This is a genomic window from Myroides odoratimimus (genome assembly GCF_001485415.1).
Classification (GTDB): domain Bacteria; phylum Bacteroidota; class Bacteroidia; order Flavobacteriales; family Flavobacteriaceae; genus Flavobacterium; species Flavobacterium odoratimimum.
The window spans coordinates 1-12,180 of the sequence record NZ_BCMQ01000033.1 but is presented as its reverse complement, the minus strand read 5'-3'; the positions used below and the strand labels follow the sequence as shown (position 1 = coordinate 12,180).

Annotated in this window: 13 protein-coding genes; 6 read left to right on the top strand and 7 right to left on the bottom strand. The window is 34.6% G+C overall.

Annotation, left to right across the window (positions count from 1 at the left end):
* Positions 1-99 precede the first annotated feature (99 nt).
* The 5 genes from MODO_RS17260 to MODO_RS17240 all read right to left on the bottom strand — a co-directional run bounded on the left by MODO_RS17260 (position 100) and on the right by MODO_RS17240 (position 5,531).
* Complete coding sequence (locus MODO_RS17260; RefSeq protein ID WP_006256768.1) at positions 100-1,179, bottom strand: hypothetical protein; 1,080 nt, start codon at positions 1,177-1,179, stop codon at positions 100-102.
* Positions 1,180-1,268: 89 nt separating this feature from the next.
* The gene (locus tag MODO_RS17255; RefSeq protein WP_006256767.1) at positions 1,269-1,967 is read right to left on the bottom strand and encodes an RluA family pseudouridine synthase; all 699 of its coding nucleotides are present in this window, start codon (positions 1,965-1,967) and stop codon (positions 1,269-1,271) included.
* 77 nt (positions 1,968-2,044) lie between these two features.
* Positions 2,045-2,863 carry a 3-methyl-2-oxobutanoate hydroxymethyltransferase gene (panB, locus tag MODO_RS17250; protein WP_006256766.1) on the bottom strand — a complete coding sequence of 273 codons (819 nt, stop codon included), beginning with the start codon at positions 2,861-2,863 and terminating at the stop codon, positions 2,045-2,047.
* A gap of 57 nt (positions 2,864-2,920) precedes the next feature.
* Positions 2,921-4,102 carry an SH3 domain-containing protein gene (locus MODO_RS17245; protein WP_039851645.1) on the bottom strand — a complete coding sequence of 394 codons (1,182 nt, stop codon included), beginning with the start codon at positions 4,100-4,102 and terminating at the stop codon, positions 2,921-2,923.
* Between the two features lie 4 nt (positions 4,103-4,106).
* Complete coding sequence (locus MODO_RS17240; protein ID WP_006256764.1) at positions 4,107-5,531, bottom strand: L-serine ammonia-lyase; 1,425 nt, start codon at positions 5,529-5,531, stop codon at positions 4,107-4,109.
* Between the two features lie 406 nt (positions 5,532-5,937).
* On the opposite strand from MODO_RS17240, the gene dnaK reads away from it, so the two are divergent.
* The 4 genes from dnaK (at position 5,938) to MODO_RS17220 (ending at position 9,343) form a co-directional block, all read left to right on the top strand.
* Positions 5,938-7,833: a molecular chaperone DnaK gene (gene dnaK / locus MODO_RS17235; RefSeq protein ID WP_006256763.1), complete on the top strand. Its 1,896-nt coding sequence runs from the start codon at positions 5,938-5,940 to the stop codon at positions 7,831-7,833.
* Between the two features lie 130 nt (positions 7,834-7,963).
* Positions 7,964-8,200, top strand: a complete 237-nt coding sequence (locus MODO_RS17230; protein ID WP_006256762.1) for a hypothetical protein — start codon at positions 7,964-7,966, stop codon at positions 8,198-8,200.
* 4 nt (positions 8,201-8,204) lie between these two features.
* Positions 8,205-8,549 carry a type II toxin-antitoxin system RelE/ParE family toxin gene (locus MODO_RS17225; RefSeq protein ID WP_006256761.1) on the top strand — a complete coding sequence of 115 codons (345 nt, stop codon included), beginning with the start codon at positions 8,205-8,207 and terminating at the stop codon, positions 8,547-8,549.
* A 47-nt stretch (positions 8,550-8,596) separates the two neighbouring features.
* Complete coding sequence (locus MODO_RS17220; protein WP_006256760.1) at positions 8,597-9,343, top strand: hypothetical protein; 747 nt, start codon at positions 8,597-8,599, stop codon at positions 9,341-9,343.
* 42 nt (positions 9,344-9,385) lie between these two features.
* Here MODO_RS17220 and MODO_RS17215 read toward each other — a convergent pair whose 3' ends face one another.
* Both MODO_RS17215 and MODO_RS17210 read right to left on the bottom strand, forming a co-directional pair.
* The gene (locus tag MODO_RS17215; RefSeq protein ID WP_006256759.1) at positions 9,386-9,880 is read right to left on the bottom strand and encodes a GNAT family N-acetyltransferase; all 495 of its coding nucleotides are present in this window, start codon (positions 9,878-9,880) and stop codon (positions 9,386-9,388) included.
* Between the two features lie 2 nt (positions 9,881-9,882).
* Positions 9,883-10,257, bottom strand: a complete 375-nt coding sequence (locus MODO_RS17210) for a hypothetical protein (protein WP_006256758.1) — start codon at positions 10,255-10,257, stop codon at positions 9,883-9,885.
* Between the two features lie 82 nt (positions 10,258-10,339).
* Here MODO_RS17210 and MODO_RS17205 point away from each other — a divergent pair, with 82 nt between their 5' ends.
* Positions 10,340-10,912 carry a Crp/Fnr family transcriptional regulator gene (locus MODO_RS17205; RefSeq protein WP_006256757.1) on the top strand — a complete coding sequence of 191 codons (573 nt, stop codon included), beginning with the start codon at positions 10,340-10,342 and terminating at the stop codon, positions 10,910-10,912.
* A 90-nt stretch (positions 10,913-11,002) separates the two neighbouring features.
* Positions 11,003-12,070 (top strand): SDR family oxidoreductase, encoded by a 1,068-nt coding sequence (locus tag MODO_RS17200; RefSeq protein ID WP_006256756.1) that lies wholly within the window; start codon positions 11,003-11,005, stop codon positions 12,068-12,070.
* Positions 12,071-12,180 lie beyond the last annotated feature (110 nt).

Below are 12,180 nucleotides of genomic sequence, written 5' to 3'. Positions count from 1 at the left end.
AAAATTATGTAAAAAGTGAAGATAATATTTTTTACTTATCTATGAAATGGGATTCGTTTTTTTACAATAATTTATATTGATGATATATGCTTAGCGTTTTTATAACTTTAGGTCATAGATGGATACGCCTTTTTCATTACATGATAAGAACTGCTGAGAGGTAGTGTTATATATATAAGTACGAATGGTATGATCCTGATGAAGTACTTCTCCATTCTTAGATACGATATATACCCCTTCATCTGAGTTAACTAATACGAAAGCATCGAGTATAGCGTCAAAGTACATAGCGTTGTATTGGATAGCTTTATCTTGTAGTTGTATTTTATCTAATAAGGTAGCTTTGTTTTCTTCTAATAGGTATAGGTGTATTTCATCTAAGGTGTCCTCTGTTGCTTCTTCCTCTTCTTCTGTATAAGGGCTGTGTTCTACGGCAAGGATATTATTGCTTACCCAACATATTTGTCTTGATTCATGTTCTCCTCCATGAACGATGATATCTTGTATTCTAGGGTTGGTGATAAAATTATCGACATCATAAGCATTGATACAATCAAAAGAACCCCATACCCATCCTACACTTGCGAAGTATTGATGATTAGGAGATAATAGTAACTTACCATAGAAATAATCATAGGTACTCGGCCAAGCTAGCTTATTGTGTTCTTTATGAGTTTTATAAAACTCGATATGCTTCTCTTCTGCAGCGTCTTCTATTAAAGATTTAGCAGCAGTTAGTACTTGACGAGTATCTAAATTCATGATTTGTACATGGTTCCAATCATCCGCATAGATGATATGAGGTATTTCATTGGCATCTTTATACAGTGCGATAGGGTACTTCGTAATATTAGCGTAATAATCCCCTCTCCATAGATGTAGTCGGTATTCTTGTTTAGGATTAATGATATAACCATGACGTTTAAAGTCGTTTACGATAACGATAATATCATCTAAAGTATAGATAGAAATAGGAGCAGTGAGGTCAAACCCGTCATCAGTATACCCCATACTATCTTGTAAAGTAGATACTAGGGTAGTTTTGTCTGTCTGAAAGTTATGTCTTGTTACATCTCCATTGCTCAGTACCATCACTATTTCGTCAGTATTAGATAGTGTAGAAGCGAGTATGGTGTCATCAGTCCGTTGTGTATAGCTATATTTCTTTTCTATTTGCATACTTTGTAATTTGTAGCGAAGATACGAAGTTGACCAATAGGAGATTATAGAAATATAAAAAGCTATTCAGAAATGAATAGCTTTTTGTATTATTTTGGTTCTATATTATTCCATATTACTTCATCAGGAGTAGGAGCTACTATGGTAAGTGTCTCTTTAGTCACTGGGTGAATAAAGGTAAGCTTACGAGCATGTAAGTGAATACCTCCATCAGGATTACTTCTGTCTGCTCCATATTTTAGATCTCCTTTAATAGGGCAACCTATAGCTGATAGCTGGCATCTTATCTGATGGTGACGTCCTGTGTATAGATCTATCTCTAGAGTAGAATAGGTCTTTAGTTGGTGAAACATTCTATAGGTTAGCTTTGCCTTTTTACTATTAGGGACTTCTTTATTATGTGCTTTAGAAGTATTGTTCTTAGGGTTTCTAACTAGGAAGTGCTCTAATGTGTCCTCTACTTTAGGGGGAGCATCTTTTACTACTGCCCAATACGTTTTTTGTGTTTCTCTGTTCTTGAATGATTCGTTTAAGCGACTCAGTGCTTTAGATGTTTTTGCAAATACTACTAATCCAGAAGTAGGACGGTCTAAGCGATGTACTACGCCTAGATAAACTTCTCCAGGTTTATTGTACTTCTTTTTTAAGTATAATTTTACTATTTCGCTTAGTGGCATATCACCTGTCTGGTCACCTTGTACGATATCGCCTACGCGTTTATTAATGACGATGATATGATTATCTTCATGTAATACTTGTAGGTTTTCGGGTGTAGAAACAATCTTCATTTGTAATAATTTGAAACAAAAATATCCTTTTTATATGTAAAAAGGATATTTTTTGTATTTTAAATAAGTAAGCTTTCTTAATACTGTTCGTTTTCATTCGGAAAATCAACAGACTTAACATCTTCAACATATTGAGATACTGCATTTTTCATATCTTCAAAAATGTTCATATAACGACGTAAGAATTTAGGGCTAAATTCGTGAGTAAGTCCTATCATATCATGTACTACTAATACTTGCCCATCTACACCATTACCAGCACCGATACCGATAACAGGGATAGAAATACTCTCAGCAACTTTCTTTGCTAAAGCAGCAGGAATCTTTTCTAGTACAAGAGCAAAACACCCTATCTCTTCTAACATTTTAGCGTCTTTGATCAGCTGATTAGCTTCTTCTTCTTCTTTAGCTCTTACGGTATAAGTACCAAATTTATAGATAGACTGAGGAGTAAGTCCTAAGTGGCCCATCACAGGGATACCTGCATCTAAGATACGTTTAATACCGTCCTTAATCTCTTCTCCACCTTCCATCTTTACTGCATGAGCGCCACTTTCTTTCATGATACGAATAGCTGAACGCAATGCTTCTTTAGGATCAGATTGGTAAGAACCAAAAGGTAAGTCCACAACAATTAGCGCTCTGTCAGCTCCACGTACTACAGACTGTGCGTGATAGATCATCTGATCTAATGTAATCGGTAGAGTAGTCTCATGACCAGCCATTACATTACTAGCAGAATCTCCTACAAGCATTACGTCAACTCCACCTGCTTCTAATACTTTAGCCATAGAGTAGTCATAACATGTTAACATTGATATTTTCTCTCCGTTGGCTTTCATATCTATTAGCGACTTAGTTGTCACTTTTTTATAGTCTTTTTTTGCTACAGACATTTTTCTTGTTTTTTTGGGTTATTGTAAAATTGTTATTTCAGAATAAAAAGAAGAGAATTAGCAGAAGTAAATCAATTCTACTTTACTCAGCTTACCTTCTGCAAATGAAAATTGGTATACCATATCTCCAGCTGCTATCTGATACGCTTTTTCTAAAGGAAGAATTGTATTAATAAGGCCTTTTCCTATTTCTAAAAATTCTTTTTCTGTTGTATTTTCATTCACGATGCTGTTGTTGATCTTGAATCCAGCATCATTTTTTATTTCTATTATTCTTAACTTATATGTTTTATTGACATCATGTCCAATACATTCAGCTGTATGGAATATTATATTGCTCTCATAGTCTCCTAGAGCACAATCATCTAAGTTAGAATAACTCTCTTTTATCTTCCCTAGACTTTTCTCTAATGTGGCTAAGCTAAAACCTTTTCTTGGTTCTAACACATTATTTAACGTAAAACCGAATAGTTGTTGGTTTAGCATATTTTCTATTTTGTCAGCTATTTCTTCATTATTAGGAGACACTTTTAGAACTTCTGCTTGTAGTCTAGCGATGGTTGCTTTTTCTGGACGGTTATTTTTGTCCGCATATTCAGCAAAAACTCCTAGTGCTAGTGCTGTTTCATCTTGGCTACTATTCCAACCTAGCTCTACGATACGTTGGATAAATCTCTTTTGATCTTTTGGATCAGTAGCTTTTTTATAATTTGTTATTAGATTGTTTAGGTTAGGTCTTTTACCTAAATATTTCACTGGTACATAGCCTGTATTTCCTAAGTGAGATACTTCTACCCAAGCTTCTTTATCATAAGGGTAGTAATCTATGGCTAATGGTGTACCTGTGTACAGTGTCTCTAATACTTCTGCTTGATGATTAGGAGCTTTTCTTACCTTCAGTCCACCTACTGTTGTGAATAAGTGAGGACTTCCATAATAGTCGTCAAAGTCTATAATCGGATTAGGAGAGGCTTCTGATGTATCTTCTGCTGAGAGCGTTTTTTTTAGATTATTAATATCTAAAATATAAGTCTCTTCTGCATAAGCATTAGTTACCTTGAATACATCTTTGTTTATTTTTTCTATATTTTCTAAATAAGCACCACGTGTATAGACTCCTATCTGAGTAGTACCATTAGCATCGTTGTAAGCTACAGTGGGTGTAGATACATAGAGTTGACTCTGTCCTAAAGCATAGGCCGTGACTAGGAAACACAATATTCCAATCATTTGTTTCATCTGTTTAACAGTCTGATAAGTTTACAGCTACAGCAAGACCACCTTCTGAAGTCTCTTTGTATTTATTATTCATGTCTTTTGCAGTTTCCCACATTGTATTGACTACTTTGTCTAAAGGAACTTTTGCATTCTTAGGGTCAGTATCTAAAGCAAGCTCTGCTGCATTAATAGCTTTAATAGCGCCCATCGTGTTTCTTTCTATGCAAGGTACTTGAACTAGACCTCCGATAGGGTCACATGTCAGTCCTAAGTGATGTTCCATAGCTATCTCAGCTGCTACAGTTACTTGTTCTGGAGTACCTCCCATTAGCTCACATAAGGCACCAGCAGCCATTGCACTAGAAACCCCAATCTCTGCTTGGCATCCTCCCATAGCAGCAGATATCGTAGCTCCCTTTTTAAAGATACTACCTATTTCGCCAGCTACCATTAAGAACTGTTTGATTTCTTTATCGCCTGCTTTATGGTTCTCTATAACTAGATAATACATTAATACCGCTGGTATAACTCCTGCACTACCATTAGTAGGGGCAGTCACTACACGCCCAAGAGAAGCATTCACTTCATTAACAGCTAAGGCAAAACAACTTACCCATTTCAATATCTGTCTAAAGTAAACCTTTGTCTTACGAATAGTCTGTAACCATTCTTGAGGTGTGTTATAAGGGAGGTCTCCTTTCAGTTTAGAATGAGTGTCATAAGCACGTCTACGTACGTTAAGGCCTCCTGGTAATATACCTTCTGTATGACATCCGATATACATACACTCTAGCATGGTATTCCACACGCGTAATAACTCATTATGTATCTCTTCTTCTGAACGTATAGACTTTTCATTTTCATATACTAATTCAGAGATAGACATATTCTGCTCTTTACAGTAGGCTAATAATTCCGTAGCTTTTTCTATAGGGAAAGGGAAAGTAGCTTTGATCTCTTCTTTCTCTTGATTATCAGGGTTTTCTTCTTTTACTACAAATCCTCCACCGATAGAATAAAAGGTAGATTCATATAGTTCATGTTCACCATATTGTACAGTAAATGTCATTCCATTAGCATGGAAAGGGAGGAAGTTTCTATTAAATACAATGTTTTCCTTAGGGTTAAACACTACAGGCATTGTTCCTCCTAATAATAAAGACTGTGAAGCATTAATATGATCAATAATACCACTAATGTCTTCGACAGGGACATATTCTGGATCAGCTCCACTTAGTCCTAACATGACAGCTAAGTCAGTAGCGTGCCCTACTCCCGTAAGAGAAAGTGAACCAAATAAATCTATTTTCAGAGAAGAAACTTGGTCAAAGATATTGCGATCACGCAATTCTTTTAAAAAAAGCTCAGCGGCTCTCCAAGGACCTAAAGTATGCGAACTAGATGGTCCTACACCGATTTTGAGCATATCAAATACAGAAATACATTCCATAAAATAGTAGTGATTTAATAATACGAAGATAGCTAAATTCTAATCAGAGACAACTTTTAGAGATTTATTTAACGCAAGATGGGAAGGGAATTATGTGGATAGATAATTATATAGTTGTTTTATGTTTCTTGTATTGATTACTAAGTAGGAGTAGTAAGTGATGTGTTTTTTAAGGAGAGGGCTTTTTAAGGAGAGGTATCATTGTCAGTATATACTGACGTTATGTATGCTTATTTCTTATCTAAAAGAGAGGTAAATGACAATATGACATTATTTAAAAGATAAAATGACCTAAAAACAGACAAAATATTCAATTTTTTCTGTTGGCACAAAGATTGTTTAAGAGTAACCGAGCATGAAGCTCACGACAATGAATTAAGTATAAAAATAAACTATAGAAAATATTATGAGTAAAATAATTGGTATTGACTTAGGAACTACAAACTCTTGTGTTTCTGTAATGGAAGGAAACGAGCCAGTAGTAATTTCAAACGCTGAAGGAAAAAGAACTACACCATCTATCGTAGCTTTCGTAGAAGGTGGAGAGATTAAAGTAGGTGATCCTGCAAAACGTCAGGCTGTAACTAACCCAACAAAAACAGTTGCGTCTATCAAACGTTTTATGGGAGAGAAATATAGTGAGGCTGCGAAAGAAGCAACAGCAGTACCTTACCAAGTAGTAAAAGGAGATAATGATACTCCACGTGTAGATATCGATGGACGTTTATATACGCCACAAGAAATCTCTGCGATGACACTACAAAAAATGAAAAAGACAGCTGAAGATTTCTTAGGACAAGAAGTATCGGAAGCAGTTATTACTGTACCAGCTTACTTTAATGACGCACAACGTCAAGCGACAAAAGAAGCAGGAGAGATTGCAGGATTAAAAGTAAGACGTATCATTAACGAGCCTACAGCGGCTGCGTTAGCATACGGATTAGACAAAACAGGAAAAGATCAAAAAGTAGTAGTATATGACTTAGGTGGTGGTACATTCGATATCTCTATCCTTGAGTTAGGAGACGGTGTATTCGAAGTATTATCTACTAATGGAGATACTCACTTAGGAGGAGATGACTTCGATAACGTAATTATCAACTGGTTAGCAGATGAGTTTAATTCTGCTGAAGGAGTAGATTTACGTAAAGATGCTATGGCATTACAACGTTTAAAAGAAGCTGCTGAGAAAGCTAAAGTTGAGTTATCTTCTGCTACACAAACAGAGATTAACTTACCTTATGTAACAGCTACTGCTTCAGGACCAAAACACTTGGTACAAACATTGACAAGAGCTAAATTTGAGCAATTATCAGATGATTTAGTACGTCGTTCTATGATTCCTTGTGAGAAAGCTTTAAAAGATGCTGGTTTATCTAAATCAGATATCGATGAGGTAATCTTAGTAGGTGGATCTACACGTATCCCAAGAATCCAAGAAGAAGTAGAGAAATTCTTTGGTAAAAAACCACACAAAGGAGTTAACCCTGATGAGGTTGTAGCTATCGGTGCTGCTATCCAAGGAGGTGTATTAACTGGAGATGTAAAAGATGTATTATTATTAGATGTTACGCCACTTTCATTAGGTATTGAAACTATGGGAGGTGTATTCACTAAATTAATCGAATCTAATACAACTATTCCAACTAAGAAATCTCAAGTATTCTCTACTGCTGCAGATAACCAACCATCGGTTGAAATCCACGTATTACAAGGAGAGAGACCAATGGCTAATGATAACAAAACAATCGGTCGTTTTCACTTAGATGGTTTACCACCTGCACAAAGAGGAGTGCCTCAAATCGAAGTAACTTTCGATATCGATGCTAATGGTATTATCAAAGTATCTGCTACAGATAAAGGAACTGGTAAATCTCACGATATTCGTATCGAAGCTTCATCTGGATTAACTGAAGAAGAAATCCAAAGAATGAAAAAAGAAGCTGAAGCCAATGCTGATGCTGATAAAAAAGCAAAAGAAACTGTAGAGAAAATCAACGAAGCTGATGCTATGATTTTCCAAACAGAAAAACAATTAAAAGAGTTCGGAGATAAATTATCTGAAGGAAATAAATCTAATATCGAAGGAGCTTTAGCTGAATTAAAAACAGCTTTTGAAACTAAGAACTTAGATACTATCCAACCAGCGTTAGACAAAATTAACGAAGCTTGGAAAGCAGCATCTGAAGAAATGTACAAAGCACAAGCTGAAGGTGGTCAAGCAGGTCCTCAACAAGGACAGCCAAACCAAGGTGGTGATGCTGATGGTACACAAGATGTAGAATACGAAGAAGTGAAGTAAACCCACTTATATAGTTGTAAAGAGAGAAACCGAGTCTGTATAGGCTCGGTTTTTTTATGTGGTAAATTTATAGTTAGGGAGGAATGTGTTTATTTATTTTGTGTAACTTTGTGTTGTAAATGAATTAGTTATGAGTGTAGAGGTAAAGAGACAGCAGATAGTTAAATCCCTTATGGATATTCACGATGAGGCATTGATCGACCAGATAAATGAATATGTCAATGCTCTGAAACGAGTGGAAGAGGAGATGTTTTTACCTATGACAGAAGAGGAATTAGAGAGCAGATTAGCTATATCTCGTAAAGACTATGAGGAGGGAAGGTATTATACCTTAGAGGAAGTAGAAGAGATGAGTACTAAATGGTAGTAGTATGAAAATAATATTATCTGATTTTGCAGCCAGTCAATTAAGGGATATATACTTCTATTATGTTAATCATGTCAGTGTAAGCAAGGCTAAAGAGGTAAAGGATAATATTATTAAAGCAATCAAGCAGTTAATTGATTTTCCCTATTTAGGACAGAAAGAAGGTATGATGTATAGTCGATTCGAGAGAAGGTATCTCTTAGTTTATGAGTATAAAATTCTATATGAGGTAACTGAAGAGAATATTGTTATTCTGGATATCTTTCATACTAAGCAATCTCCTCATAAGATGTATGTCAATGAAGATAGAGAAGAATATCAGAGAAATAATAGTAAACCGAGTCTGTAAAGGCTCGGTTTTTTGTTATCTTTAATTGTATGTAAATTTCAGATACTATGGCAAATAGAGTGTATTTAACTTTTAAAAATAAAAATAACGAGGAGGAAGAGCTAGAAGCTATAGGAACTTTGCCACAATTGTGGCAAGAATTATATGATTTAGAACTACTGAATGAACAAAAAAGTAAACTAATAGAAAGTTATATAACGGAAGGAGATAATAGAGTTTCTTTGATAATTGATAAATCAATAGTACTTAGTAATTTACAACAAAGAATTAATCATAATTTAGCTATTGAAACATCTACTAAAAAGCAATTGAGAAAAGATTTTTACAATTTCTTATTGAATGAGGTGAAAGATGATGAAATTATATGTATTGATTTTGAAGAGTTAAGTTGGTTTTATAATGAAACAGAAGATTTCTTTAGTGAATTAGAATTATTTCATAATGACGATGAGGTATACCAAAGAAGTAGCTTGGAAGACTCAGTTTATAAAATAATGGGATGTACTGATACTTTAAAAAAATACTCTGATATTTATAAACAATGGAGCGATGATAATGAGAGTATTAAGCAATTGTATTTAGAAGAGTATGCGAAAAAACTAAAGAGGGAAGATAGAAAAGAGTTTTTTAAAAATATATTCTATTTATTTTTATGTTTAGTTTTTCTTGTTGTAGGTGTATTAATGCTTATCAAAGAACCCAATCAATTTTGGACAGCATTGAGTGGCGTGATATTTGGATTAATAGGATGTATAGTGTTTGGAGTGAGAATTTATGAATACCTATTGGAATAGATACAGTGTATACTATAGTTAATCTATAAGAAACTTAGTTTATTAGTAATATAGTGTTTTCTCATAACAATTAAACACCCCTTTTCTAAACTGAACTGTACCTACTAATTGATAACCTTTTTTAGTGTAAACCGCATTAGCAGTAGTATTTAGTGTATATGCATCAAAGCGAATAGATGCATAGTTATTGTCTTTGGCGTATTGTTCTGCGAATAGAATCATCTTACTAGATATCCCTTTACCTTGTGCTTTAGGACTGACAAATAATCTATGGATAACAATAAATGGAGTAGGACTAGTCCAACGAAGATCATTATACTCTACATCATATTCTTCGTTTAAGACCATATAGGCTAAGATCTGTTCGTTTTCTGTATAGATATAAGCTTGCTTCTTTTGAATGTCATTAGAGATAATATCTTTATTAGGATAAGATTCATCCCATTGATCAATACCTTGGCTGAGCATATGTTGTTTTACTTCTTCTAATACATGTAAAGTCTGGGGTAAGTCGGTAATATCAATTGGTTTTATCATCGTTATTTTGTTTGTAGTAAAATGTCTTTTATCTCCTTGTTGTAATAATTAGGAGTACTTATTAGAAATGAACTAGGTAAGTCGACATCATACAAATCGTTATAAATAAAGGTAAAGTCTATATAGGGAGGAACAGCCAATATTACTAAATTATAGGCAATAATCGTATAGTTATCATTAATATCGGTAGTGCCTTCTAATATAGTAATTCCACTGTCTGTAATAGCATTAGATATAGTAGTCACAATGTCTTCCCATAGTTCTTCTAAGTAATCAAAACTGTTGTGTATATCCACGATAGCATAGTCAAACTGTACAGATAGTGCTACTTTTTGCGGATAAGGAATAAGTAAGTTTTGTTGAGATATAATCGGCATAATGTTATAATGAATAGCTAAAGGTAATCAAAAGCAGTTTTAAAAAACTTAATTTTGTTGATATGATGTTATATGACTTATTATGTTTGACCTATTAATTCAACACATTCAAGAAAAAGTACACTTGACCACAGAAGAAACTGTTCGTTTAGAAGATTATTTTACAGTTAAAAAACTAAGGAGAAAGCAATACTTATTGCAAGAAGGAGACGTGTGTAAGCACATGGCTTTTGTTGCGAAAGGAGTACTGAAGTCTTATGTGATAGACGAAAAAGGAGTAGAGAATATTAACTTCATTGGTTGGGAAGGCTGGTGGATGGCAGATTCTTATAGTTTCTTTACCGGTGAAAAAGCAGTATTGAACATTGATGCCTTAGAAGAAGTGGAGCTACTGCTTATAAGTAAAGAAGACTATGATAGAATAGTGATAGATCTGCCTGTGATGAGTAACTATTTCAGAATACTGTATGAACGCAGTTTAGCGAATAAAGATAGACGTATATTGAGTAATATAGCCTATAATGCAGAGGAGAAATATGCGCAAATCATTACTTGTTATCCAGACTTAGTCAACCGTATTCCACAGCATCTTTTGGCTTCCTATTTAGGTCTAACCCCAGAAACAGTTAGCCGTATTAAGAAAAAAATGAAGTAATCTACTTGATCTAGATCAAGGGATTGACTTATCTTAGGTCAATGCACAGCTATTTTACTTGCTTTAGCTTTGTCTTCAAAGAAATGAATCATGAAGAACAAAGCATTAGTAGTAGGCGTTAGTGGTATTGCTGGTAGTAATCTAGCAAAAGAACTAATCGCTCAAGATTGGACAGTATATGGATTAGCAAGAAATCCAAAAGGAATTGTAGACGGAGTCATTCCCATTGCTGCAGACTTATTAGATACAGAAGGTTTAGCTATAGCCTTACAAGATATAGCTCCTACCCATGTTTACTTTACCACATGGATGCGTAAGGATACAGAGACAGAGAATATCATTGTCAATGCTACTTTAGTTAGGAATTTACTAGATGTATTATCTCCTAAACAGAGCATAAAGCATGTAGCCTTAGTAACTGGATTAAAACATTATTTAGGCCCTTTTGAATCTTATGTTAAGTCAGGTATCTTACCTATTACCCCTGTTAGAGAAGAACACCCTCGATTAGAATTAGAGAATTTCTATTATGCTCAAGAAGATGAAGTGTATAAAGCATCTGAGCGAGACGGTTTTACTTGGAGTATACATAGACCTCATACTTTGATAGGACATGCAGTAGGTAATCTGATGAATATGGGGATTACACTTGCTGTGTATGCGAGTATATGTAAGGAAGAAGGACTTCCTATGGTGTGGCCAGGGTCAGAAGCACAGTGGAATGGGGTGTCAGATGTAACTGATGTAAGCGTATTAGCAAAACAGTTGGTATGGGCATCTACTACAGATACAGCTAAGAATCAAGCATTCAATGTTACCAATGGAGATGTGTTTAGATGGAAGTGGCTATGGGAAGAAATAGCTAATTATTTTGATATACCTTTTGAAGGGTATAAGGATACTATCAGACCATTAGAAGCAACCTTGTTACAGAAGAGTGAGGTATGGCAGACTATTATAGCGAAGCATAAACTACTAGCTATGGATTTAGGTACATTAGTCTCTCCATGGCATACAGATGCAGATTTAGGTCGTCCTATAGAAGTGATTACTGATATGTCTAAGAGTAGGAGATTAGGCTTTACAACTTATAAACCTACAAAAGACTCTTTCATAGAACTATTTGAACAATTAAAAGCAGAACGTCTTATACCATAAAATAGAATTAAGCAGACTACGGTCTGCTTTTTTATTGGTATTATTTTAACCCAGAATAAGCGTTAGCCAAATACTACAAAGCAATTCTACTTCATATCTCTTTCATTAGC

Excerpts from the sequence above, each read along its gene's own strand:
- MODO_RS17260 (WP_006256768.1), bottom strand. The coding sequence starts at position 1,179 with ATGCAAATAGAAAAGAAATATAGCTATACACAACGGACTGATGACACC.
- MODO_RS17255 (WP_006256767.1), bottom strand. The coding sequence starts at position 1,967 with ATGAAGATTGTTTCTACACCCGAAAACCTACAAGTATTACATGAAGAT.
- panB (WP_006256766.1), bottom strand. The coding sequence starts at position 2,863 with ATGTCTGTAGCAAAAAAAGACTATAAAAAAGTGACAACTAAGTCGCTA.
- MODO_RS17245 (WP_039851645.1), bottom strand. The coding sequence starts at position 4,102 with ATGAAACAAATGATTGGAATATTGTGTTTCCTAGTCACGGCCTATGCT.
- MODO_RS17240 (WP_006256764.1), bottom strand. The coding sequence starts at position 5,531 with ATGGAATGTATTTCTGTATTTGATATGCTCAAAATCGGTGTAGGACCA.
- dnaK (WP_006256763.1), top strand. The coding sequence starts at position 5,938 with ATGAGTAAAATAATTGGTATTGACTTAGGAACTACAAACTCTTGTGTT.
- MODO_RS17230 (WP_006256762.1), top strand. The coding sequence starts at position 7,964 with ATGAGTGTAGAGGTAAAGAGACAGCAGATAGTTAAATCCCTTATGGAT.
- MODO_RS17225 (WP_006256761.1), top strand. The coding sequence starts at position 8,205 with ATGAAAATAATATTATCTGATTTTGCAGCCAGTCAATTAAGGGATATA.
- MODO_RS17220 (WP_006256760.1), top strand. The coding sequence starts at position 8,597 with ATGGCAAATAGAGTGTATTTAACTTTTAAAAATAAAAATAACGAGGAG.
- MODO_RS17215 (WP_006256759.1), bottom strand. The coding sequence starts at position 9,880 with ATGATAAAACCAATTGATATTACCGACTTACCCCAGACTTTACATGTA.
- MODO_RS17210 (WP_006256758.1), bottom strand. The coding sequence starts at position 10,257 with ATGCCGATTATATCTCAACAAAACTTACTTATTCCTTATCCGCAAAAA.
- MODO_RS17205 (WP_006256757.1), top strand. The coding sequence starts at position 10,340 with ATGTTTGACCTATTAATTCAACACATTCAAGAAAAAGTACACTTGACC.
- MODO_RS17200 (WP_006256756.1), top strand. The coding sequence starts at position 11,003 with ATGAAGAACAAAGCATTAGTAGTAGGCGTTAGTGGTATTGCTGGTAGT.